The organism is Moritella marina ATCC 15381 (genome assembly GCF_008931805.1).
Lineage (GTDB): Bacteria > Pseudomonadota > Gammaproteobacteria > Enterobacterales > Moritellaceae > Moritella > Moritella marina.
In genome coordinates this window covers 396,202-422,132 of the sequence record NZ_CP044399.1, presented here as the reverse complement: position 1 = coordinate 422,132, position 25,931 = coordinate 396,202, and the positions used below count along the sequence as shown (strand labels likewise).

Sequence of the window (25,931 nt, the reverse complement as noted above, 5' to 3'; positions counted from 1 at the left end):
TTTTAACCGCCTTAATCTAGATTAATTAAATAGAAATGAGAAAAAACAGCTTAAATGCTAGCTTATAGTCAGCTAGCTCTTTTTTGTTCTCAAAAAAACGTGATATACTCCGCGCGAATCTTTAAATAAATAAATTATAGAGAACATAATGGCTGATTTATCAAAATACAGAAATATCGGGATCTTCGCTCACGTTGATGCTGGTAAAACAACAACAACTGAACGTATCCTAAAACTTACTGGTCAAATTCACAAAACTGGTGAAGTACATGACGGCGAATCAACTACAGATTTCATGGAACAGGAAGCTGAGCGCGGTATTACTATCCAATCAGCAGCTGTAACTTGTTTCTGGGACAATCACCGTTTTAACGTTATTGATACTCCTGGACACGTTGATTTCACAGTTGAAGTTTACCGTTCACTTAAAGTACTTGACGGTGGTATCGGTGTATTTTGTGGTTCTGGTGGTGTTGAACCACAATCAGAAACTAACTGGCGTTATGCGAATGACTCAGAAGTTGCACGTATCATCTTCGTAAACAAACTAGACCGTATGGGTGCTGACTTCTACCGTGTTGTTAAGCAAACTCAAGACGTTCTAGATGCTAACCCACTAGTTATGGTTCTACCAATCGGTATCGAAGATGATTTCGTTGGTGTTGTTGACCTGCTAACTCGTAAAGCATACGTTTGGGATGAAACTGGTCTTCCAGAAAACTACAAAATCGAAGATGTTCCTGCGGACATGGCTGATAAAGTAGAAGAATACCGTGAAATGCTAATCGAAACTGCTGTAGAGCAAGACGATGACCTAATGGAAGCTTACATGGAAGGTACTGAACCTTCTATTGAAGAAATCAAACGTTGTATCCGTAAAGGTACACGTACAATGGACTTCTTCCCAACTTACTGTGGTTCAGCATTCAAGAACAAAGGTATGCAACTAATTCTTGACGCTGTAGTAGATTACCTACCTAGCCCAACTGACGTTGATCCTCAACCGCTTACGGATGAAGAAGGCGAACCAACTGGTAAATTTGCACTAGTTTCAACTGAAGAAACTTTCAAAGCGCTAGCATTCAAAATCTCTGATGACCGTTTCGGTGCACTTACTTTCATCCGTATCTACTCAGGTATCTTGAAAAAAGGCGACACTATTCTTAACGCTGCTACAGGTAAAACTGAGCGTGTTGGTCGTATGTGTGAAATGCAAGCTGATGATCGTAACGAATTAACTAGCGCTCAAGCTGGTGACATCATTGCAATCGTAGGTATGAAAGGTAACGTTCAAACTGGTCACACTTTATGTGATCCGAAAGATCCAATCATCCTAGAAGCGATGGTATTCCCAGAACCAGTAATCTCTATCTCTGTAACACCAAAAGATAAAGGTTCTACTGAGAAAATGGGTATTGCGATCGGTAAAATGGTTGCTGAAGATCCAACGTTCAAAGTTGAAACTGACCAAGATTCAGGCGAAACAATCCTTTCAGGTATGGGTGAACTTCACCTAGACATTAAGGTTGATATCCTTAAGCGTACATATGGCGTTGATCTAGTTGTTGGTGCTCCTCAGGTTGCTTACCGTGAAACTATTACTCAAGCAATTGAAGATAGCTACACGCATAAGAAACAATCTGGTGGTAGTGGTCAATTCGGTAAGATCGATTACCGTATCAAGCCAGGTGAACCAGGTTCAGGTTTCGTATTCACATCAACTGTTGTTGGTGGTAACGTACCTAAAGAATTCTTCCCTGCTGTTGAGAAAGGCTTCAAGAGCTTAATGGAAACAGGTGTTCTAGCTGGTTTCCCAGTACTAGACGTTGAAATCGAATTATTCGATGGTGGCTTCCACGCAGTGGATTCATCAGCTGTTGCATTCGAACTTGCTGGTCGTGGCGCATTCCGTCAATCAATCCCGAAAGCTGGCGCACAGTTAATCGAACCGATCATGAAAGTTGACGTATTCACGCCAGACGATCACGTTGGTGACGTTATTGGTGACCTTAACCGTCGTCGTGGTATGATCGCTGGTCAAGACGCTGGTAACACTGGTGTTCGTATTAAAGCTGACGTACCTCTTTCAGAAATGTTTGGTTACATCGGTTCACTACGTACAATGACATCTGGTCGTGGTCAGTTCTCTATGGAGTTCTCACACTACAACCCTTGTCCAGCTAACGTAGCTGAAGGCGTTATCGCTAAAGTTAAAGAAGAAAACGCTAAAAAATAAGTAATTATTTTTAGTTAATCTTCTAACCCCAGTTATGCAAATAGCTGGGGTTATTTTTTGCCTGAAAAACACCAAAATCCCGCTATTGCATTAAGATTTAACCCTAAAGCTTCAGTGTAGATCGACGAAATTACAGACAAAAAAAAGCACCAAGACCATCAAGCCTTAGTGCTATCTATTGTGCTATTAACTCACACTAACAGCGTATTAATCATTACTCGAAGTGCCAGTAACCTAAGTTAACCCATTCAATCAGTTGCAGACCAAATGCTTTATCTTTCATTAATTCTTCAAGTTGTTTTGCAGACTGCTCAGTCGTGTTACATAAGGTTTGCACGCTTGCAGCAATACTTGCATCAAAGTCATAACGCTCGCCATCAATAAAACAGCTCGTTGGCATTTCAGGGAAGTATAATGTCTTCAGACCATTCACTTTACGTAAATAAGATTCCATACCGATTTCATCAACTACGATAGCGTAATCCGCAATGTAACCACCTTCTGGTACAACTAAATCGAGTTCGTGTGCAGATTCGCTGTAATGACGGCCAAGGAAATCATGCATAACGCTTTTATCAGCCATTAATGATGTCATGATGTCCGTTAGACCTTGCACTTCACTTGCTTCGATAGAACCGTGTTCAGCACGTGGCTGTAACTTAGGATCGCTATAACGAACAAACTCTTTGTTTTGTTGTAGCAGGTAATCACCAAAGTCGTTTAACAATTCTTTTTGATCTTGGGCGCGGAAACCTACTGAGTAGTTAATCGCTTCGCCAACAGCATAACCTTCATGCGGTGCATAAGGTGGGATATATAAAATATCACCAGGTTCTAATACTGTATCAATCACCGCGTCAAACGCTTCACAATGCTTCAGAGCGCCGTTAGCAGCAAACTCTTGAGGATTCATATCCTGTGCACCAACACGCCAATGGCGCTTGCCTAAGCCTTGAATGATGAATACACAATAACGGTCAACATGCGGGCCTACGCCACCTGTATCAGTGCTATAAGAAACCATTAAATCATCAAAGCGCCAGCTTGGAATAAAGTTAAAGGTATTAGCTAATTCAGCCGAAGGTTCGTGCCAATGGTTGATCGCTTGTACTAAGATAGCTGAACCGTCTTGTTCCATACGTTCAAACTCAGTGAAAGGGCCACATGCAGCCTGCCATTTGTCTTCTTCACGCCATACCATGCGCGAAGTAATTTCTTCTTCCATTGCTAAACCAGCAATTTCATCCGGGCTAATTGGATCAACAAAATCCTTGAATCCCGCTTTAATCAACAGTGGTTTTTTCTGCCAATAATTTTGCATGAAGTCATCAAGATCAAGATTTAATTTATACATAGTCAACCCGCATTTAATAATCGAAGTAATAGAGCGCGTATCATAGGTATTTTCGCGATAATAGCAACAAAAAAAGCTCTGGGGATATTACATAAAGTAATTTCCCCAGAGCTTATTAACAAGCGCTTATTAATCAGAGCTAATATCGTGTTACAACATCAGTAACACGCTAATTAACTTAATGACTTAAATTAAGCGTCACAACACGTGAATCGCCTTCATTAAGTGTCACAATATTAGAATTGATATCATCTTCTTTCGTTGTCACATCTGAATCTTGAGAAAGCTTCGCGCTGACTTTAATCGATGGGAATTGCGACATCTTCATTTGCGCCATCATTGCATCACGATCAGATAGTGTGATCGTTAATGGGAATGTCGGGTCCATGATACGTTTAACTGCAAGCGGCGCTTTAGGACCGGCAGCGGCTTGCACGTAAACATACAAGTAACCTTTCATTTCAGCTTGCTCAGCAGTAATCGTGATCGTCACTTGCTCATTACCCGCAACTACGTCACTTGTCGCTGTATTCGTTTCTGTACTTGTTGCAACAGGACGACTATCAACTGATGATTCCGAACTCTCGACAACCAGTGCAGAACCGTTTTTCTCTGCAATCTGTTTTCGAGCATATTCAATACTGCCTTTAATCATTTCCAGACGATCTGGCTGACCAGCAAGTAACGGTAACATACGTTGCCATTGCTCAATTGCACCAAGGTAATCTTGATTTTCTAACGCCATAAATGCAGACGTAGAAAGTACTTCAATATCACCTGGTTTTTCTTGTTTTAGGTCCATCAATATCTTGCGTGCAAGATTATTTTTCTCAGGATCATCACTCAACATTAACGCTTGTGCATAACCCGTCACGATTGATGTATTCATCGGCGCCAGTTTATAAGCACGATCCATCGCAATGAACGCTGCATTTGAGTCGCCTAAAGCAACGTTTAAGCGGCCCAGTAATAGCCAACCAAATTCATTATCCGGTTCAGCTATCATTTTCGTCGTTAGTGCTAGTTGAAAGTCAGAGATCTCTTGATCTGTTACTTTATCACCCTCTTTCATTACACGATTAGTTAGCTCAGGTAAACGTGAATACACATCTTCCCAGTTTGCTACTTGATCACGAGCACCCAACGTCAGGTAAACAGACACAGAGAAAATAACTAAGAATACAACACCCGCAAGCCAGATGAATGTCGAGTTCGCAGTACTCACTTTTTCCACTTTCTCGTCAACAACGTCATCTAATAGACCACGTTGCATTTCATCAATAAACTCAGTACTTTTGTCTAACAAACCTTGATCTTCATCGTCAGCTAATTCACTGATACGACTTTTATACAGGTCTTTGTTTAACTGGTCTCGTGTCGCGCCTGTTAACTTGTTATCGCCCGAAACCGGAATAACAAATGCCAGCGCGGCAGCAATAACCAATACAATACTTACTATCCAAAATAACAACATGCTATTTCTCGCTATCCTTTAAAATTTTGGCCAAACGGGCTTTTTCCGCACTCGATAACGCTTCATCACGATCATCAGCGGTAACACTGACCTTACGACGACTGTTACGAACAATGATAAGACCACCAAATAATACAAACAAACCAGGGCCAACCCATAAAATGGCAGTGCCTAAGGTTACTGGCGGCTTATAAAGTACGAAGTTACCAAATCGATCAATCCAATATGTCACAATTTGGTCTTCTGTTTTACCTTCAACAACCATATGATATGTTTTTGTACGCATATCTTTTGCCAGAGACGCATTTGAATCCGCAAGATTATTATTTTGACATTTAGGGCAACGTAGTTCTGCCGTTAATGTCCTAAACAAAGCCTCTTGCTCAGCGTTCTCAAAGTCATAAACATCAATAACAGCTGCGACATTGAAACTCAGCATAAAAGTCATTAATACGAATAATTTTTTCATGTTAAGTCCTTATTTAAGCTGCTCATAAACAGCTTTTAATTCACTATTCCAATTACGCGGATTAATGTCACCCACGTGCTTGTATTGAATAATGCCTTTGCTGTCGATGAAGAAAGTTTCAGGGGCACCGTAAACGCCGAGATCAAGCCCTAGCATACCATCGGGATCATAAAGACTGATCTTATATGGATTATCTAATTCTTCTAGCCATCGCAATGCTTTTTTACGTTCGTCTTTATAGTTCATGCCAACAATATAAACACCGTCTTCAGCAAGTTCATTTAAGTATTTATGCTCGGCGTAACATGTTGGGCACCACGTAGCCCAGACATTTAACAACATAGGCTTACCTGATAACACACTTTTATCATGTTGTAGTTCAGGTTCAACTAAATCGTTTAATGCAAACTCAGGTACTGGTCGACCGATAAAGGTCGACTCCAACACGGTAGCGTCACGAAATAAGCCGATGTAAAGGAAAATAGACACACATAAAAATACAATTAAAGGTATTAGTCGTGTCATAAGCTGTTTCTTTTTTTTCACATCCATAGTCATTATGCTTATCCTAATTATTGCGCTTTCGCAGCACCTTTATTCACAAAACGATAACGGCGATCAGATACAGCTAATAAACCACCAATCGACATGACTAAGCCACCCCACCAGATAAAACGAATAAAGGGTTCGTAATAAATACGAATTGCCCACGAGTCATCAGCAAGTTGCTCGCCAAGTGCAATGTAAAGATCACGGGTTACACCCCAGTCAATCGCAGCTTCAGTCATAGGCATACTACGTTGTGCAAAGTAGCTACGTTTTTCAGCCTTCATGACAGTTTCAAACTTACCGTCTTTACTGATATTAAATACCGCTTTATAACCTTCGTAGTTCGAGCCATTAGCTTCACCAATGCGTTCGAATTCGAATAAGTAATCAGCGAAGACAACTTCATCGCCCGGTAGCATACGTAAATCTTTTTCGATTTTGTAATTCTGGGTTGCAGAAATACCAATCAGCATCATTGCTAAACCAATGTGACCAAGCACCATAGCCCAATGACTACGACCTAATTTGATGACACCTGTAGCAAAGCTATGACGATGTGTTGCACGAATATACACTTCTAACATGCTGGTGATAATCACCCAGAATGCTAATGCAAAACCAACGACTGCAACAATTTTAATCTTATCCGCAAAAATGGCAGGTAGTGCCACCGCTAATGCGATACTCGCTACAGCAATAACCGCTAACTGAATAAACAACGGACGTAAATCAGCTTCTTGTTTCTTCCAACGTAATAACGGTGCAACGCCCAAAGCAATAGCAAACGGAATGATGATGTAGAAGAAGATATTATTAAAGAATGGTACACCGATTGAAATCGAGCCCATACCTAATTCTTTATGTACTAGCGGTAACAAGGTACCAATCAATACAACAAGTAATGCTGCAATTAACAATACATTATTCATTAGCAAGAATGTTTCGCGAGAAAACAGGCCGTATTTACCACGACTCTTAATCTCTGAACCTTTTACAGCGTAAAGCAGTAATGAACCACCAACAACTGCGATTAAAAAGGCTAAAATAAACAAACCACGTGCAGGATCTGAAGCGAACGCATGCACAGATACCAGTACGCCAGAACGTACTAAGAAAGTACCTAATAAACTTAAGCTAAACGCTGAAATAGAAAGCAGCACAGTCCATGATTTGAATACACCACGTTTCTCACTCACTGCTAACGAGTGAATTAACGCTGTGCCGGCAAGCCAAGGCATAAATGATGAATTTTCTACAGGATCCCAGAACCACCAACCACCCCAGCCAAGTTCATAATAAGCCCACCAACTACCCAATGCGATACCTGCGGTGAGGAATACCCAAGCAATAAGTGTCCAAGGACGCGACCAACGTGCCCATGCAGAGTCAAGACGACCAGCCATTAATGCTGCAATTGCAAAAGCAAACGCGACAGAGAAACCAACATAACCCATATACAGCATTGGCGGATGGAAAATCAAACCAATATCTTGTAACAGCGGATTTAAGTCATTACCGTCAAGTGGTAAATAAGGTAAGGTACGATCAAACGGATTTGACGTTAACAAGATAAACAAGTTAAAACCAATCGCAATCATCCCCATCACCGCCAGCACGCGCGCAAGCGCAACCTTCGGTATACCACGGCTGAACAGTGCCACAGCAGCAGTCCAAATAGCGAGGGTTAAAGACCACAATAAGAGTGAGCCTTCATGACCACCCCATACAGCCGATATTTTATATCGCAGTGGCAGTAATGAATTCGAATTCGTCGCGACATAACCGACAGAAAAATCATCCGTCGCAAATGCATAAGACAATACAATAAATGACAAAGTCATTAATAAGAATTGCATGATGGCTAATGGTTTAGCGCTATTAATCATACCTGGATGATTAATCTTCGCGCCTATCAGTGGATAAATTGCCAACAAGAACGACAGAGCCGTTGCGACAATTAAACTAAAATGTCCAATCTCAGGGATCATTGTAAACTACCTTATTTGGTTTCGTTTCCGTATTCTGGTTTCATATGCTTAATCCCTTTAATTGCTTCAGCAACTTCGGGTGGCATATATTCTTCATCATGTTTCGCAAGTACTTCAGATGCAGTAATCACATTAGCTGACTTTAATACGCCCTGCGCCACAATACCTTGCCCTTCACGGAATAAATCTGGCAAGATACCTTCGTATTCTAACGTCACTAAACCGCCTTTATCATCGCTTAGCACGAAACTAACCTTAAGGTCATCCATATTACGCTTGACAGTACCCGGCATCACTAAGCCGCCAATACGTAAGCGTTGGCCAACCTCAGGTTTAACTTTATCTTCACCTAGGCCTTCAACAAGTTGGGTCGGCGTATAGAATAAATCAATATTCTGTTTTAAAGCATAAAGCACAAGGCCAGTCATGCTACCTAAGCCAATAATAATAACCAACGCTACCAATAAGCGTTTTTTACGTCTGGGATTCACAGCGTATTCTCCATTTTTTCAGCAGCACGCATACGTTGAATACGCTGATGCTTATTTTTAATTTCATGAATGATTTGGCGACGTTTGATAATTGTAGTAATCGTTAATGAGCCTAATGTTAGCAGGCTGAAAGCAACTGCTAGCCAGACATAAAAACCATAACCACCCATTGCTAAAAAAGCTGAAAAGCTATCAAATTGCATGTTACTTGTCCTCGATAAATAATTTTTTCACCCAAGGTCTGTGCGACTCACGGGTAATTAATTCATTTCTAAAACGCATCAAGGTCAAGGTACCAAACAGTAAACCAAAGCCTAATAAATTGATCAGTAAAGGCCACAGCATATCGGTATCCATTGACGGTTTATCGAATTTACTAATCGTGGCTTTTTGATGTAATGTATTCCACCACTCAACAGAGTAATGAATAATTGGTAAGTTAATCACACCAACTAGCGCAAGAATACCAGCAGCACGGCCAGCAAGCAGTTTGTCGCTAAACGCGCCATATATAGCAATCACACCAAGATATAAAAATAATAAGATAAGTTCAGAGGTTAAACGTGCATCCCATACCCACCAAGCGCCCCACATAGGTTTACCCCATACAGCACCCGTAAATAATGCAATAGCAGTAAAGACAGCACCAATAGGAGCAATTGCAGCAACCGCCATATCAGCCATTTTCAGCTGCCAAACCAAACCAATGAAGGCAGCAATAGCCATGCTTAAATAAGCACCCATAGAGAGTGAAGCCGCAGGTACATGCAAGTAGATGATTCGGAAACTATCGCCTTGTTGATAATCAGCGGGCGCGAATACAAAACCCCAAACCGTGCCGATTGTGAGTGAGATAGCACTAAAAATTGCAAACCAAGGCAGCATTTTACCGGCTAGGTTATAACTTTTTTCTGGTTTTGCATAAGGATGCAGCCATTTCCACATAGTAAACTCTCTACATTAATAACGGCTCAATTATATGAACCTAAACAGTGATTGAAACTAACTTTACTTTTCTTTAATTAAAAGCTTTAACTAACAATTTAACTCAAGCTAACTCGCAATGATGCTGCGATAGCGAACGGTGATAAAGTAACCGATGCAACTAACATAGCACCAAGTATAGCGACAGGGCCTACATACGGCACACCAAAGCTTGCTGCATCAATCGCACTCGTTGCAAAAATCAACACGGGAATAAATAGCGGTAAAATTAATAAACTCAATAATACGCCACCTTTACGTAAACCGACTGTTAGCGCCACACCAATAGCGCCGACAAAACTAAGTACTGGCGTACCCAGTAACAGAGTAATAAATGTCGCCATAAAAGTATTGGTATCTAATGATAAAAACACCGCTAATAAAGGTGATACAAGCAAAATGGGTAAGCCAGTCAGTAGCCAATGCGCCACGACTTTCGCGGTGACAATTACGCCCAACGGCGTCGTTGTCAACATCAGTTGCTCTAATGAACCATCAAGGAAATCATCGCGGAACAATCGTTCCATCGATAATAGCGCCGATAATAATGCCGCAACCCAAATAACCCCTGGCGCAATGCGTAATAACAGATTTGGCTCAGGCCCAATGCCTAATGGAAAAAGCGTGATGACGATAATAAAAAACCACAAAGGGTTTAAAATATCTGATTTACGGCGAAAAGCGGTTATGAGTTCTCGTTTAATCACCTGCATAAAAACAGCAAACATATTAATACTCAGTTAAGTGTTGACGGGTTAAGGTGATCTTACGTAGGCGCCCTTCCGAGAACTGTAGATCTTGATGCGTCGTTAATATAACGCTGCCACCATTATCAGCATGTGCTAGGAATAAATCCTCTAATACTTTCACACCATTTTTATCAATCGCGGTAAACGGTTCATCTAAAATCCATAGTTTCTGTTCAGATAACCACAAGCGCGCTAAAGCAATACGACGTTGCTGGCCAGCAGAAAGATGGCAAGCAAGTTGGTCTTCGTAACCAGCGAGGCCGACTTGTGCAAGCGCAGCCCAAATTTTATCTTTCGCGACAGGAGCGTGCATTGCATGATAGAAAAATAAGTTTTCGAAAGCCGTCAACTCTGCTTTTACCCCAGGTGAGTGACCCAGGTAGAGTAAATCTTGATGATAGCTTTCACGATCGTCTAAAGTATCGGTTTTATGCCAAAGAATATGACCATCTGCAGGTGAAGAGAGTCCCGCTAATAAACGTAACAAGCTCGTTTTACCGACGCCGTTGGGACCTTCAATTTGGATGATTTCACCACTAGATACAGTGAAACTAAGATCAGAAAATAACACGGTATCTTCGCGTATGCAGCTTAAATTAACGACTTCTAACATATTTTTTATACTTCCAGCACCAATCTGCAAGAATATTAACATATTCCGGCTTTAAGCATAATTAAGCAACATCAATTAAGCGGTCAATTATTAGGATTAAATGTTATTTCTTGTGGAAATTAAGTAGTAGTTCGGCTTCTGCACGTGGTAGTTCGCACTCACGCATGATTTCTTCTAACGTGGCACCGAGTTCAACGAGTTTCACAGCACGTGTATAAAAGCGGCTATCTGGATCTTGCTGATCTTGCGTCGTCATCTCTTCTTTCATTTCATCTTGTTGAAATTTAGTTTGCTGTAGTTCTGATGCGACACCTTTAATTGCCCCGCCAAGATTAATATTCGATGTACTCAATTCAATTAGTCGTTTTTGCAGAGAGTCTCTTGATTTAGATAAATCTTTGAGTAATAAACTATGCGTTGCCTGTAATTTAGTTAACTTACGCAATAATACCGCGCAACCAATCACCGCAGCAATAGCGATAGTGAGGGCAGCACCAGACAAAATCAAAGCAAGCATATTGGATCCTTCAATAAAATAGCAATTAAAAAAAGCACTGTAACAATCATTACAGTGCTTTTCTAGGTAGAAAGAGTGATTAAGCTTACAAACCGCTTAATTCCTCCCATTCATCGTCACTTAAAAACTTATTTAAATCAACAAGAATAAGTAATTCACCTTCACGGTTTGATACACCTTGGATAAACTTAGCGCTTTCATCAGTGCCGACATTAGGTGCCATATCGATTTCTGAAGAACGTAGGTATACCACTTCCGCAACACCATCAACTAAAATACCGATCACTTGCTTTTCAGCTTCGATGATAACGATACGTGAATTCTCACTCACTTCTGATGGCATTAAACCAAAACGTACACGTGTATCAATCACAGTCACGACATTACCGCGCAAGTTAATGATACCAATCACGTAGTGTGGCGCACCCGGTACAGGGGCAATTTCTGTATAACGTAATACTTCTTGAACTTGCATTACGTTAACACCGTAGATTTCATTCTCTAACTTGAATGTAACCCATTGCAGTACTTCATCTTCAGCTACATTTTCCACTAGGTTTCGAGACTGACTCATGTTTTATTTCCTTCTACTATTGCCCATGAATATTGATGCCATTATCCAGCAATTTAATCATTTCGGTTACGTGTAATAATACGCACATACGTGACTTAACCATGCCAGCTAACCAAGGTCGACTACCAGGTGTACTTCGCCATTTAATGTCCATAGTATTTAAAGTTTCAGTACCGTGCAGCTTTTCACAGCCGAGTACCCAATTTGATTCGCTAAGTTGGATTTGATATTTATAATCTATCTCACCCATATTTTGTTCAGGCATAACCCATTGAGCCGTATCAACAACACTCAATTTTTGCTTTCGGTGTTGCATGATGCCTAAATACCAATCCGGTTTACCAAATAAACTGTTCACCGTGTCGGCTTGATGAATGCCGCCAAGTTCTGTTAGTGGTACCGCAAAGGTAACCCCTGCGACCTCAAAAAACAGTGCTTGAAAACGTTCTTCTAATTCAATATTTTGCCATTCTAGCTTGGGCTCTTCGTTAGCCTCTAATACCGCCTCTGCTTGCACATCAAAATTCGACTTATCTTCAGTCAGGCAGATACTGGTATCAGTAACGGCGCTATCTTCAACGGTATCGCTTTCAACCAAACTATCAGTCAAATTATCAGCCGAGATATCAACCGCACTGTCAATATTAGTCACAATATCAACCGCAATATCTGCAGGCACAGTCGTATCAATAATCGAGTAAGAGTCTAGACTACTATTCTGATGATCTAGCACGGTTAAATCCATATCCGCTAAATCGATATCAACCACAGAGCCTAACAACTGATCTAAATCGCTTATACTACCAGAACCATCGGGTTCAGGTATCTTAAACTCAGTAATGGCTGCAACAGCCACGTCATTCAACACCGGCTGCAATTGGTGCTGTAAGGGCGTATCAACGTCAGTGGTGTTATCAACGAACACAGTCTCTACATGCTTTGTATCAAGACTTATCTTTGGTGTGTCTTCCACTACAGGCACAGATAACATAGATGCAAAATAATCATCTAACGCAGAATGTATTTGCTTCTTATCCATACAGTCGTTCCTGTTGTTTCGCGTTTGCCAGCAAATCTTGTAGTAATGCGCCATAAGCAGCAACACCGCGGCTGCTACGTGAATACATCGAAGGCGGCATATGTTTTAAACTGGCATTTCTAAATTGGGTATCGACAGGGATCACTGCACGCCAAACATGTTGACTGTAGTTTTCTTGCAATGTCTGTAACGATACCAAAGACGCCTTAGTACGACGGTCAAACATCGTTGGGATCACCGTATACTGAAATTTATTTGCGCAACTACGCTGCATGATTTCAAAGGTTTTAACCATACGGTCTAAGCCTTTTAAGGCTAAGAATTCGGTTTGTACAGGCACCAGGATACGATCACTGCTTGCCAATGCATTGACCATCATCACGCCTAATACGGGAGGACAATCAATCAGGACAAAGTCATAATCATCGACGACTAAACTGATGATGTTTTTAAGAATTAACCCCATACCATCACGGTGACCTAGGGTTCTATCTAACGTCGCCAACGCCATAGTCGCAGGTAATAAATTAATACCGTTGTAAGGCGTTTCTATCGTCGCGTTATGTACCAATTCAGCATCAAGCGCCGGCGCAACAAAAAGATCAAACAAGCCAACGGTTAAGTCATCACTGTCATAATTGAGATAGCTGGTTAATGATGCGTGAGGATCCGTATCGATTAATAATACGCGCTGTCCTTGCTCTGCCAGTAAACCCGCCAGTGTAATTGCAGTGGTTGTTTTCCCAACCCCACCTTTTTGATTAGCAACAGTCCAAACGTTCAACTTTACCCTACCTTCTCTGCGTGTCTTTATCGACAACCGACTTCAATATTAATGCGCTCTGCGATTTGTAACAGATTAATTTGCTCATCGGCTAATCCGGCATTCACAATTGCTTGCGGCATACCGTATACAACGCAAGATTGCGCATCTTGCGCCCATATTGTACTGCCATGCTGCTTCAGTAATTTAGCGCCTTCTCTACCATCTGCGCCCATACCAGTTAATACTATCGCTAACACTTTATCGCGATATGACTTAGCTGCAGAGCCAAAAGTAATGTCGACACTCGGTTTATAATTAATACCTTCTGGGCTTTCCATCACTTTTAACGTTAAACCACCGGCTTTATTTTCAACTAATACTTGCTTACCACCGGGTGCTAAATAAGCCACTCCAGGCTGTAAACGATCACCGTGCTGCGCTTCTTTTACCGTAATTTGGCATAAGGTATTTAATCGCGCTGCAAATGCCGAAGTAAATGTAGCTGGCATATGTTGTATAAGCAAAATAGGGAGCGGGAAGTCCTGACGTAAAGGCGTGAGTACGTTTTGTAGTGCAACAGGGCCACCAGTCGAAGAGCCGATTGCCAACAAGGCGTATTTTTTACCTGATGCACGTTTGACCAAACGGCTTGCTGTTGGTAATACTCGTGCTTCAGACAAGCTATTATCAGCATGATGCGAATGGCGAGAGTCTAACGGAGTCAACCGATTCGTATCCGAACTATGTCGTGTAATAGCAGGCTTATTAATACGATTATCTGTCGCGCTATAATTTGCGGCGCTTTGAGTGATAACCGACTTGTTAGCAGTACTATTGTCAATCGTGTTATTGCGCGTTGACGAAACCGTCGGAGCTGTATTTCTTATTAGCGCGGCATTCGTCGTTGTAGACGTCGTATTCATGCTGCGTGGTGTTCTTAATACACTACGTCGCTTACTAATTTCTTTAATATTTTGTTGTAATAATTTAACCGCTTCTGCTTTATCTTTAGCAATATCTTCAAATTTTTTCGGCAAAAAGTTAGCGGCTCCCGCCTCTAACGCTTCAAGTGTTGACTTTGCACCTTGATGCGTCAATGACGAAAACATTAAGATCGGTGTCGGATTCTCTTTCATGATCACTTTTACAGCAGAAATACCATCAAGTACTGGCATTTCAATATCCATGGTGATCACATCCGGACGTAGCGATTTTGCTTTAGTAATAGCCTCTTCGCCATTTATAGCAGTATCAATAACTTCCATTTCTGGATCTGCATTAATGATTTCACTTACTCTACGTCTGAAAAAACTAGAGTCATCAACGACTAAAACCTTTATTTTCATCTAATCTATCTACTTCAATATGTCTACATCAATGTAAAAGCACACAGGGGTTCCCCTGCATCAACAAATTAACGTTTCGCGTAATGATTTAAGAGACTTGGAATATCTAAAATCAGCGCGATACCACCATCACTGGTTATTGTTGCACCTGCCATTCCAGGTGTACCTTGTAATAAGTTATCTAATGCTTTAATAACAACTTCTTCTTGACCAATTAAGCTATCAACGACAAAGCCAACTTGTTTCAGACCTAATTGTACAATGACAACATGTCCTAATCCACGCTCATTACGCGCACCCGCTTGTGGATCCATTTTTGTTAACCAATCATGTAGATAGAATAGCGGTATCGCTTTTTCTCTCACAATTATCGTCAATTGGTTATCAACAACGTGGGTTTTATTTAAATCAAGATGGAATATTTCATTCACACTCGTTAATGGTAACGCAAAGATCTGCTTGCCGACTTCAACCATCAAGGTAGGTAAAATAGCCAGTGTTAGCGGCACCTTAATGAAGATTGTCGTACCTGTACCCAAGTTTGAATCAATCGAAATCGTACCATTAAGCTTGCTAATACCGGTCTTAACAACATCCATCCCAACACCACGACCAGAGATATCAGAGATCTGATCTTTGGTTGAGAAACCCGGTGCAAAAATAAGGTTGTACGCTTCATTATCCGAAATTCGAGCAGCTGAATCAGCGTCAAGCACGCCACGGTCAATCGCTATTTGTTTTAATCGTTCAGCATCCATACCGGCGCCATCATCAACGATTTTCAAACTAATATGGTCGCCTTCTTGTGAGGCTGACAAGGTAATATTACCTTGTCGAGACTTACCATTTTTCTCACGTACGTCCGGCATTTCAATACCGTGATCAACCGAATTTCTCACTAAGTGAACCAAGGGATCCGCAAGTGCTTCCACTAAATTCTTATCTAAATCGGTTTCTTCACCAATCAATTCAAGATTAATATCTTTCGCTAGAGTACGCGCTAAATCACGTACAACACGCGGGAAACGACCAAACACTTTTTTGATTGGTTGCATTCGAGTTTTCATTACTGCGCCTTGTAAATCGGCAGTAACGACATCCAGATTAGACACGGCTTTTGTCATGTCTTCATCATTCGATGAAATACCTAAGCTCACTAAACGGTTTCGTACAAGTACTAACTCACCCACCATGTTCATGATTTCATCAAGCGTTCGAGTATCAACACGTACGGTTGAGTCGGCTTGTGGCTTGGCTTTTTTATCGCCCTTCGTAGCAGGCTCAGCGACTTTAGCAACAACCGTTTTAGCTGGTGCTGCTGGCGTTGCAACTGCAGTTTCTACTACCGGTGTAACTTGAGGTGCAACAATAGCTGTATCTGTAGCGCTAACCACATTTTTAACCATACCAGCCGCACTTGGTGCATTACCTTTACCGTAGAGCTCATCAAGTAGGTTTTCGAAATCATCGTCATTGATGTCTGCAGTGCCAGTTTTTGCTACTGTTGGCGTTGGCGTTGGCGTTGGCGTTGGCGTTGGCGTTGGCGTTGGCGTTGCAATACTATGCTGACCGACACCATGTAAGTCATCAAGTAGTTTTTCAAATTCATCATCAGTAAAGTCTGAATTTGAACTAATAGGCGCCACAGCAGGAGTAGGTTTACTTGCTTGTACATTTACAGCGCTCGGCGCACCACCTTGACCATGTAATTCATCAAGTAATTGTTCAAATTCAAGTTCCGACATACCATCAATATCATTGCTACTCGCAACGGAAGTGACGGGTGTCGAAACTTGTGCAACAACAGGCGCCTGGACCATAGGTTCAATAACAGCTGTTGGTGCCGATTCGGGTTGAGTAAGCACATTGAGTTGATTAATTAATGCAGGGTCAGCTGCAATAAGAGGTTCTCTCTGTTGAATTAATACAAACATTTCGTTTACACAATCCAATGATTTAAGAATCACATCCATTAATTCAGGTGTTACCGCTCGAAGGCCATTACGTAGGCTATCGAATACGTTCTCTGCACCATGGCATATATCAACTAGTTCCGATAATGCTAAGAATCCAGCGCCACCTTTAACTGTATGGAAACCCCTAAAGATTGCATTCAGCAATTCTGAGTCTTCTGGGCTTTTTTCTAAATCAACGAGTTGCTCAGAGAGTAGCTCCAGAATTTCAGATGCTTCTATCAGGAAGTCCTGTAGAATATCTTCATCAACATCAAAGCTCATCAATATCTCCCTTAAAATCCTAAACTTGACAATAAATCATCAACATCATTTTGGCCGTCTACCACATCAACACGTTCACTCGCGTTCATGATAGGTCCTTCGGCCTCAATGCCACTTACTTCTTTAGATTGTTCTACTGATTTGTTTAGCGGTTTTGCAGCTTCACCAAACATCGTCAACATTTCAACTAATTTAACTTCAACTTCTTGCACTAGGTTAATCACACGACGGATCATTTGACCGGTTAAGTCTTGGAAATCTTGTGCCATTAGAATTTCAGTTAAGTACTGTCTTAAACTATCGGCATCAGAGACTGAAACTTGAAGGAAATCATCTAATAATTTACAAAGTTCTTTAAATTGACCAAGTTGCAAATCACGACTCATCAAGCTCTTCCAATTTGGCATCACTTGTTGGATACGGTCATTGAAACTATCCGCAATCGGTAAGCATGCTTCTACTGCATCCATCGTGCGGTTTGCTGCTTTATCCGTCATCTCGATAACGTAATTTAAACGCTCTCTCGCATCCGGGAATTCATCATTAGCTAAACTTTCAATACGTGTATCTAATTGGAAGTCTTCTAATGAATCGTGCAATTGGCGAGTTAATACACCTACTTTTTCAAATAGTGCATCTGAACTTTCATTTTGAATTTCAATAATGATGTCATTGGCCTTTTCTATTTGGTCACACTCTAACAGTGCAACCAGTTCTTTAGCCTTTTCTAATGAAATCAATGATTTTTGTGGTTCAGTCATGCGCATCCTTGCTTATTGAATTCGTTCGAAAATCTTCTCTAGTTTTTCTTTTAACGTCGCTGCTGTAAATGGTTTAATAATGTAACCGTTCACACCTGACTGTGCAGCTTCGATAATCTGCTCACGTTTCGCTTCTGCTGTAACCATTAACACTGGGATATGGCAAAGCGCTTGATCTTTACGGATCTCTTTAAGTAGATCAATACCTTGCATACCTGGCATATTCCAGTCGGTAACAACAAAGTCATAATCGCCATTTTTCAGCATAGGTAAGGCTGTATTACCATCATCAGCTTCATAGGTATTATTAAAACCAAGATCACGTAATAAGTTCTTAATGATACGTCTCATCGTAGAAAAATCGTCGACAATAAGAATTTTAATTTGCTTTTTCAAGTTGCTCTCCAAAATAAGTAATTACAATATATACAGGCCCTGACTCCCATAAATATCTTACTTCAATACTTAGATACTAAATAAACAGTACCAATTAAACTTAATCATCCAACCAAGCGTGCATCCGCGCTTTTACACGATGCATTGCTTGACTGTGAATTTGACTCACTCTAGATTCACTGACACTAAGCACTTCCCCGATCTCTCTTAGGTTTAACTCTTCATCGTAATAAAGCGATAAAACTAAGCTTTCTCTTTCTGGTAATGTTTTAATGCAATTCGCTAGTGCTTGTTGAAAACGCTGGTCAGAAAAGTCAGAACAAGGGCTACTTGATTTACCTTCATAAGCCGAATAAGCGTCTTCATTATTTGCAGTCAGGTCCTCGACCGCCAATATATGCCCACTGTTAACATCCATCAACATACTATGATAGTCAGTCAGGCTAATGCCTAATTCTACAGCAACATCGGTATCTTTCGCATCCGTTCCCGTTTGCTTCTCAATCCGGTCAATAGCCGACGCAATATCACGACCATTTTTATGCACAGATCGAGGTACCCAATCTCCACGTCTCATTTCATCTATCATTGAGCCACGAATACGGATACCCGCGTACGTTTCAAAACTAGCACCTTTAGAGCCATCAAAGTTGCGCGCAGCATCCAGTAATCCAATCATTCCTGACTGGATTAAATCATCTAACTGAACACTCGGCGGCAAACGAAGTAACAAGTGATGGGCAATCCGTTTTACTAAGAAAGCGAATTGCTCAACCGCCTGATTCTGTTGCGACTGGATGCTAGTGTAAGGGGATGCCTTATTCACTTCAATCTTCTACCCTGGCTTTGTTTTCAAACAGGTTCTCAATGAAAAACTCTAAATGACCACCGACTTTATTCGGAACTGGCCACGTAGCAGCTTTACTTGCCAATGCTCTAAACGCAAGTGCTGCGGGTGCTTTTGGAAACGCCTCAACAACCACTTTTTGTTTACGCACAGCTTGACGAACACTGTTATCAAACGGAATACAAGCAACAAGTTCTAATGTTGCGTCTAAAAATCGGTCGGTAACACGTGTCAACTTAGTAAATAATTCTTGGCCTTCACGTAAACTGCGCACCATATTGGCGACAATTTTAAAACGATGAACACCGTGTTCTTTAGATAACAATTTAATGAGCGCGTACGCATCCGTAATCGATGTAGGTTCATCACACACCACCATTAAGATATCTTGTGAAGCACGGCAAAAACTTAATACCATGTCCGAGATACCCGCAGCTGTATCGACTAATAACACATCAATCGGTGTCTTGAGCTCGCCAAAAGCACGGATTAAACCAGCATGCTCTTGCATCGATAGCTCAACCATCGACCGTGTACCAGATGTCGCAGGTGCGATCAAAATACCATTTGGCCCTTCAATCAAAATATCATCTAATGTACATTCTCCCGATATCACATGAGAGATATTTTTATGTACGCGTAAGCCGAGTAAAACATCGACATTTGCCAATCCAAGATCGGCATCTAAAACCATTACTCGCTTGCCTTGGGCTGCGAGTGCGACTGCCATGTTCAGTGTTACGTTAGTTTTACCTACGCCACCTTTACCACCTGAAACGGCAATAACTTTAACTTTTTTGTTATTACTCATTTGTCTTAGACCACTTACTTGATCGAAAAAAATATTTTTATTCATTACTATTTATCATCGCCTAACCAAAAATGCGTATCGTTTTGCTCTTCGAGTGTATCCCTATCGAGTACAGTACGAACTAATTGCTGAGCATTCGCTGAATCTATATCTTCAGGTACTCTTTGCCCATTAGTAATATAGGCAATCGGTAGTTGGTGTTGTATCAACACACTTAAAATTTCACCTAGGCTTAAACTTTCATCCACTTTACTTAGAATACAACCCGATAACGGAATATGGTGAAAATGCTCTAGTGTTTCTTGTACTACCCTACGCTGTGCGGTTGCAGGAACAACTAAATAGTTACGAATCACGACTTTTTCATTATTAACTAATGTCTTTAACTGTTCAGATAAACGTGTATCACGCTGACCCATACCAGCAGTGTCAATCAAAACTAACCGCTTACTACGTAATTGATACAAGTATTGTGCCAATTCCGCATCATCACGTGCAACCTTAACGGTACAGCCCATTATACGGCCATAAGTCGCTAATTGTTCGTGAGCCCCAATACGATATGTATCAGTTGTGATCAGTGCTACATTATCTGAACCGTGCAACATGGCAAATTTTGCCGCCAATTTGGCGATAGTTGTCGTTTTACCGACACCGGTAGGGCCAACTAAAGCAACAGCCCCACCTTTGCTTAAAATATCATCTTGTGCAATCAGGACATTATCTATCAATAGCGCTTGTATTTGATCCCACGCTGACTCGATTGAACAGTTTTCAGCGACACAATTTACCAATTGATCTGCAATTTCTTCTGTAAAACCAATTTTAACTAAATGCTTGATCAACATAGCACGAATAGGTTCGTTACGTTCAACTTCCTGCCACTGCAAGCCTGACACTTGGTGTTCAAGCAATTGGCGAATTGAAGCTAACTCTGCTTTCATTGCGCTAATGTCTTGCTGGTTATCAATTTTCGGCGAACTTGACTCAAACGGCTTATAACCATTTTGCAGTGGTTTCTTCACCATACCATCACGCATTTCATTTTGCTCTGCGAGTGTCGCTGGTGCCGATTTAGGCGGTTCAGCGAAACGTCGAGCTACCGGCTTCTTTAAAAAGCTGGTATCCCAATTGCTTTCTTCACTGCCGCTCTCTTCATTACCAATGGCTTGAGACATCTGCTGTTTATGTTCTTGCTGGCGTGCCAATAAGCTCGCTAATGAGTCCGTAGGTTCAGCCACTTTCTCGGGCTCCGCTTGTTGTGATATCTCACTCGTCATTAATTTTTTGAAACTAAATTTAGATGCCGATAAATTGACGGAGTCCTCAGAAAGTTGACGATTAGTCTTATTTTTTGCAGGTGTATTTTCCACAGCAGGTTCCGGAGCCGCGGGCTTACTTTCAGAGAAATCCACAGCAGCAACAATCTCGATGCCACCAGTGACCTTTTTGTTAGACATAATGACAGCGTCAGGGCCAAGAACCTCTTTGACTTCAGCCAATGCCGCTCGCATATCTTTGGCAAAAAAGCGCTTTATTTTCAACTTATCATCCTTAGTACTGCTCGCTACTTTAATTGATTAACGCATTATTGACCGACAACACTGACAATTCTGATTTGTTTATCATCGGGAACTTCTTGGTAAGACAATACTCGTAATGATGGTATTGAATGTTTCACAAACTTAGCTAATGTAGATCTTAATACCCCAGACGTTAATAAGATCGCAGGTTGCCCTGCCAATTCTTGATTCTGTGCAACTTCTGCTAGCGATGTTTGCATCCGTTCAGCTAACCCAGGTTCGATACCTGCACCTTCGCTGCCAGCTGCTTGTAAAGATTGATGTAATATCTGCTCTAATTCCGGCGCTAATGTCACCACGGGTAATTCACTATCGATACCATTAATGTCTTGAACAATCATTCGGCGTAAACTGACACGACAAGCAGAAATTAAAACTTCTGGATCTTGGGTTTTAGTGCCATATTCAGCCATTGTTTCAACAATGGTACGTATATCTCGAATAGGTACATTATCATTCAATAACCCTTGCAGTACTTTTACAACGACACCAAGGGGTAAAATCTCAGGTACTAAACTTTCGACCAACTTCGGATGCGTTTTAGCTAACACATCCAATAAATTTTGTACTTCTTCATAGCCAAGTAATTGCGCCGCATTATTTAATAATAATTGACTCAAGTGTGTCGCAACAACCGTAGCCGAGTCAACCGCTGTATAACCCAAGGTTTGCGCTTGATCACGCTGTTGAGGGTTGATCCAGAGTGCAGGTAAACCAAAAGCCGGATCTATGGTTGAAATACCATCTATCTTGCCGTAAACCTGACCAGGGTTAATCGCGAGCTCTTTGTCGTGAAAGATTTCAATTTCGCCATTTGATACCCCCATGATGTTAATGCTATAACAATTTGGAGGTAAATCTAGATTGTCTCTAATATGCACAGCGGGTACCAAAAAGCCTAATTCTTGCGATAGCTTTTTACGCACGCCCTTAATACGATTTAATAATTCACCACCTTGGCTCTTATCAACCATAGGGATAAGACGGTAGCCAACTTCTAAACCAATAGTATCAACTGGCTTCACATCATCCCAATCAAGGTCTTTCTGATCATTTAAATTCGCTTGGACATCTGCGTCATCTGGAACAATCTCTGGATTTGCTTCACGTTCAGCTTGTTTTTTCATTAACCACCAAGCCCAACCTCCTGTGATTAAACCAAAGCTAATAAACGCCAAATGTGGCATACCCGGAACGATCCCCATCACAGTCATAATCACACCCACAACCGCTAATGCTTTCGGGTTCGCAATCATTTGACTACTGACTTGTGTACCGAGTTTTTCATCTTTATTCTGACGAGTAACAATAATCGCAGCAGCAATAGACAGTAATAATGAGGGGATCTGTGCAACCAAGCCATCACCAATAGTCAGCAAGGTATAAATTCGGCTGGCTTCAGAGAAACTGAGTTCATGTTGCATAATACCTATGATTAAACCGCCGATAATATTGATAAATAGAATCAATAAACCAGCAACCGCATCACCTTTTACAAATTTACTGGCACCATCCATTGAACCGTAGAAATCAGCTTCTTGGGTAACTTCTTCACGACGTTGCTTTGCTTGTTCTTGGTCAATGATGCCCGCATTTAAATCCGCATCAATCGCCATCTGTTTACCCGGCATCGCATCCAAGGTAAAACGCGCACTCACTTCCGAAATACGACCGGCACCTTTGGTCACAACCGCAAAGTTAATAATCATCAAGATCATAAACACGATCAAACCGACCGCCAAATTTCCGCCGATCACCACAGAGCCAAAAGCGTCGATGACCTTACCAGCGGCATCACCACCATTATGGCCTTCTAACAAGACCACTCGAGTTGAAGCGACATTCAGGGCTAAACGTAATAGCGTCGCGATTAACAATACGGTCGGAAAGGCTGCAAATTCAAGGGGTTTATTGACGTATATAGAAACAAGTAAAACTAATAACGACAAGGCAATATTAAAAGAAAAGAAGACATCTAGCAGAAATGCAGGCATAGGTAATACAACCATGCCCAATGTAGCTAATACAACTATCGGGGTACCAATATTTTCTAGCGCGGCCGCTCTTTTACCCCAGACTTTGGATAGATTATTTACTACTTGCATTACTAGACCTCTAAAATTTATGCTGGCTAGTATAAAGCAATAATCATACCTAAGGCAAAAGCATTAACAGTCTTAGTACACAAATGGCCTTAATATTTCAAATCATCAGGAATATCCATCGATTTCGGCAAGGGTTTTGGTCGATTACCTTTGCGCTGCTTAAATTGTTCAAGTTGGTAAACATAAGCCAGGATCTGAGCTACGGCAATAAACAAGCCTTCAGGGATGGGGTCATCAATCTCAGTCGTATGATAAATGGCACGCGTTAACGCCGCCGATTCTAAAATAGGCACTTCATGCGCTTTAGCCATTTCTCGAATACGGAATGCCGTGTGATCAACACCTTTAGCGATAACTTTCGGCGCAGAACTCCCTGATTTTTCATATTTTAATGCCACAGAATAATGGGTCGGGTTGGTGATGATCACATCGGCATCGGGGACATTCCCCATCATACGACGCTGTGATACCTCCATCTGCATTTGTCTTATCTTGCCTTTTAACTGTGGATTACCATTCACATCTTTCATTTCATCTTTGACTTCTTGCTTGGTCATCCGCAGTTCTTTGGCATGTTTCCAATATTGATATGGTACGTCGATCGCAACAATGACAATTAAAGAGGCACACAGCCAAATGAAAACATCCGTTAAGAAACTTAATGATTCAATAATTGAGATATGTAATGGCTGAAGGCTAAACTCCATGATCTGTAAGAATTCATTTTTTAACACCATCAAGGCAATGGTGACCACGACCGCAACCTTGGCAATTGATTTAATCAATTCAACCATGGCCTGCGGCCCCATCATTCGCTTAAGACCCGCTTTCGGCGACATTTTAGAGGCTTTAGGGCGAATCGACTCTCCACTAAATACCATTCCCCCCATCATGATATTACCGATAATACCGGCAAAGAAACCGATAACCATAATGCCAAATAAAGGCCAAAATAACGGTTTCATACTCACTTGTACAATTTCAATCAATACTTCCGGATTAAACACTTCTTCACGGGTAAGTTGAAATAGACTGGTCATATTGGTCACAAGCGCACGCGCTAAGGCATCGCCAAAAGCTAAAAAAGCAGCACCTGTCGCCGTCAGTACTAAGGTGGTTGCGAGTTCTTTCGAACGAACAACCTGACCTTTCTCTCTGGCTTGGGTGAGCTTTTTCTCGGTGGCGTCTTCAGTTTGTTCTTGACCGTCTTTTTCAGCCATGAGGAAGTACCTTTATCCTGAGGTGATAAGTAACGCTAATACGCGCACGCATTATTGAGCAATGAACAAATCAATTCAGCGGCTCTTTGCCATTGCGCATCAAAATGAAACATAAAACTCTTTAACGATAAATAAATAATGAATAAACCCGCGACCATCCCCACCGCAAAACCTAAACTGAATACGTTTAGCTGTGGTGCCGCTTTGGTCATCACACCAAATGAAAAGTTAATCACTAACATCGCAACAACCGCCGATAACGACATACTCAACGCAGCTGCCATCATCACTGACATCCAACCTGCGATTTCATAATATTGTATTGCCACTAAACCAGATGCTGAAACCGGGAGGGTATCAAACGATTTAACCACGGTTTCAATCATAAACAAATGACCATTAACCGATAAGTAAACTAAGGTACCTAAGAGAATATAAATCTGGCCAATTACAGGGGAAGTCTGTCCCGAAGCGGGGTCTGCCATAGAAGCAAAACCTAAACTGGTTTGCATCGCAATGATTTGACCAGCGACAACAAAGGTTTGAATCAACATCACCGTCACAAACCCAACAGCGATACCAATCAAACTTTGCTGCAGGATAATCATAAAACTGCTTAGAGAAAATAAATCCACATTCGGCATCGGCGGTAATACAGGGGCAACCATCGCGGTGAGTGCCAGGCAATAGAACAACCTGATCATAGTCGGAGTGGTTTTAGCGCCACTGACGATCATCACCATCACCATGCCCGAGAGTCGGGCAAACGGCCAAATATAACTGGCCAAGAATGTCATAATGTCAGCCGATAAAATTTCCACT

The 25,931-nt window shown here is 41.4% G+C and carries 25 protein-coding genes; 1 reads left to right on the top strand and 24 read right to left on the bottom strand.

The window, feature by feature from the left end; translation table 11 throughout:
- Nucleotides 1-148 precede the first annotated feature (148 nt).
- On the top strand, nt 149-2,236 hold the full coding sequence (gene fusA / locus FR932_RS02070) for an elongation factor G (RefSeq protein WP_019441928.1): 2,088 nt from the start codon (nt 149-151) through the stop codon (nt 2,234-2,236).
- Between the two features lie 214 nt (nt 2,237-2,450).
- Here the strand turns inward: fusA and FR932_RS02065 are convergent, their stop codons facing one another.
- From FR932_RS02065 to fliR, 24 genes are all read right to left on the bottom strand, one after another.
- Nucleotides 2,451-3,590: a cupin domain-containing protein gene (locus tag FR932_RS02065; protein WP_019441927.1), complete on the bottom strand. Its 1,140-nt coding sequence runs from the start codon at nt 3,588-3,590 to the stop codon at nt 2,451-2,453.
- Between the two features lie 178 nt (nt 3,591-3,768).
- Complete coding sequence (ccmI, locus tag FR932_RS02060; RefSeq protein WP_019441926.1) at nt 3,769-5,064, bottom strand: c-type cytochrome biogenesis protein CcmI; 1,296 nt, start codon at nt 5,062-5,064, stop codon at nt 3,769-3,771.
- A gap of 1 nt (nt 5,065) precedes the next feature.
- On the bottom strand, nt 5,066-5,533 hold the full coding sequence (locus FR932_RS02055; protein WP_019441925.1) for a cytochrome c-type biogenesis protein: 468 nt from the start codon (nt 5,531-5,533) through the stop codon (nt 5,066-5,068).
- 9 nt (nt 5,534-5,542) lie between these two features.
- Nucleotides 5,543-6,091, bottom strand: coding sequence for a DsbE family thiol:disulfide interchange protein (locus FR932_RS02050; protein ID WP_019441924.1), 549 nt, complete (start codon nt 6,089-6,091; stop codon nt 5,543-5,545).
- Nucleotides 6,092-6,105: 14 nt separating this feature from the next.
- Nucleotides 6,106-8,070, bottom strand: a complete 1,965-nt coding sequence (locus FR932_RS02045; protein ID WP_019441923.1) for a heme lyase CcmF/NrfE family subunit — start codon at nt 8,068-8,070, stop codon at nt 6,106-6,108.
- A gap of 11 nt (nt 8,071-8,081) precedes the next feature.
- Nucleotides 8,082-8,561: a cytochrome c maturation protein CcmE gene (ccmE, locus tag FR932_RS02040; protein ID WP_019441922.1), complete on the bottom strand. Its 480-nt coding sequence runs from the start codon at nt 8,559-8,561 to the stop codon at nt 8,082-8,084.
- On the bottom strand, nt 8,558-8,764 hold the full coding sequence (ccmD, locus tag FR932_RS02035) for a heme exporter protein CcmD (protein ID WP_019441921.1): 207 nt from the start codon (nt 8,762-8,764) through the stop codon (nt 8,558-8,560). Before ccmD ends, ccmE begins: the two co-directional genes overlap by 4 nt.
- A gap of 1 nt (nt 8,765) precedes the next feature.
- Nucleotides 8,766-9,506, bottom strand: a complete 741-nt coding sequence (locus FR932_RS02030) for a heme ABC transporter permease (RefSeq protein ID WP_019441920.1) — start codon at nt 9,504-9,506, stop codon at nt 8,766-8,768.
- Nucleotides 9,507-9,604: 98 nt separating this feature from the next.
- On the bottom strand, nt 9,605-10,273 hold the full coding sequence (gene ccmB / locus FR932_RS02025; protein WP_019441919.1) for a heme exporter protein CcmB: 669 nt from the start codon (nt 10,271-10,273) through the stop codon (nt 9,605-9,607).
- Nucleotide 10,274: 1 nt separating this feature from the next.
- A complete protein-coding gene (gene ccmA / locus FR932_RS02020; protein WP_026032182.1) occupies nt 10,275-10,907 on the bottom strand; it encodes a cytochrome c biogenesis heme-transporting ATPase CcmA in 633 nt (210 codons plus the stop codon).
- A 103-nt stretch (nt 10,908-11,010) separates the two neighbouring features.
- On the bottom strand, nt 11,011-11,424 hold the full coding sequence (locus tag FR932_RS02015; RefSeq protein ID WP_019441917.1) for a DUF2802 domain-containing protein: 414 nt from the start codon (nt 11,422-11,424) through the stop codon (nt 11,011-11,013).
- 85 nt (nt 11,425-11,509) lie between these two features.
- A complete protein-coding gene (locus FR932_RS02010; protein ID WP_019441916.1) occupies nt 11,510-11,998 on the bottom strand; it encodes a chemotaxis protein CheW in 489 nt (162 codons plus the stop codon).
- Nucleotides 11,999-12,014: 16 nt separating this feature from the next.
- Entirely contained in the window at nt 12,015-13,037 is a 1,023-nt protein-coding gene (locus FR932_RS02005; RefSeq protein ID WP_019441915.1) for a chemotaxis protein CheW, read from the bottom strand.
- Nucleotides 13,030-13,821, bottom strand: a complete 792-nt coding sequence (locus FR932_RS02000) for a ParA family protein (protein ID WP_019441914.1) — start codon at nt 13,819-13,821, stop codon at nt 13,030-13,032. The genes FR932_RS02005 and FR932_RS02000 overlap by 8 nt, the downstream gene beginning before the upstream one ends.
- 26 nt (nt 13,822-13,847) lie before the next feature.
- A complete protein-coding gene (locus tag FR932_RS01995) occupies nt 13,848-15,149 on the bottom strand; it encodes a protein-glutamate methylesterase/protein-glutamine glutaminase (protein WP_019441913.1) in 1,302 nt (433 codons plus the stop codon).
- 68 nt (nt 15,150-15,217) lie between these two features.
- Nucleotides 15,218-17,386, bottom strand: coding sequence for a chemotaxis protein CheA (locus FR932_RS01990; RefSeq protein ID WP_019441912.1), 2,169 nt, complete (start codon nt 17,384-17,386; stop codon nt 15,218-15,220).
- A gap of 11 nt (nt 17,387-17,397) precedes the next feature.
- Nucleotides 17,398-18,147 carry a protein phosphatase CheZ gene (locus tag FR932_RS01985; RefSeq protein WP_019441911.1) on the bottom strand — a complete coding sequence of 250 codons (750 nt, stop codon included), beginning with the start codon at nt 18,145-18,147 and terminating at the stop codon, nt 17,398-17,400.
- Between the two features lie 12 nt (nt 18,148-18,159).
- On the bottom strand, nt 18,160-18,543 hold the full coding sequence (gene cheY, locus FR932_RS01980; RefSeq protein WP_019441910.1) for a chemotaxis response regulator CheY: 384 nt from the start codon (nt 18,541-18,543) through the stop codon (nt 18,160-18,162).
- Nucleotides 18,544-18,643: 100 nt separating this feature from the next.
- On the bottom strand, nt 18,644-19,369 hold the full coding sequence (locus FR932_RS01975; RefSeq protein WP_019441909.1) for an RNA polymerase sigma factor FliA: 726 nt from the start codon (nt 19,367-19,369) through the stop codon (nt 18,644-18,646).
- 1 nt (nt 19,370) lies between these two features.
- On the bottom strand, nt 19,371-20,246 hold the full coding sequence (locus FR932_RS01970) for a MinD/ParA family protein (protein WP_019441908.1): 876 nt from the start codon (nt 20,244-20,246) through the stop codon (nt 19,371-19,373).
- Nucleotides 20,247-20,248: 2 nt separating this feature from the next.
- A complete protein-coding gene (flhF, locus tag FR932_RS01965) occupies nt 20,249-21,745 on the bottom strand; it encodes a flagellar biosynthesis GTPase FlhF (protein WP_019441907.1) in 1,497 nt (498 codons plus the stop codon).
- 44 nt (nt 21,746-21,789) lie between these two features.
- Nucleotides 21,790-23,889 (bottom strand): flagellar biosynthesis protein FlhA, encoded by a 2,100-nt coding sequence (gene flhA / locus FR932_RS01960; RefSeq protein ID WP_019441906.1) that lies wholly within the window; start codon nt 23,887-23,889, stop codon nt 21,790-21,792.
- Nucleotides 23,890-23,978: 89 nt separating this feature from the next.
- Nucleotides 23,979-25,109, bottom strand: a complete 1,131-nt coding sequence (flhB, locus tag FR932_RS01955; protein ID WP_019441905.1) for a flagellar biosynthesis protein FlhB — start codon at nt 25,107-25,109, stop codon at nt 23,979-23,981.
- Nucleotides 25,110-25,144: 35 nt separating this feature from the next.
- The gene (gene fliR / locus FR932_RS01950; protein ID WP_019441904.1) at nt 25,145-25,930 is read right to left on the bottom strand and encodes a flagellar biosynthetic protein FliR; all 786 of its coding nucleotides are present in this window, start codon (nt 25,928-25,930) and stop codon (nt 25,145-25,147) included.
- Nucleotide 25,931: the final 1 nt, after the last annotated feature.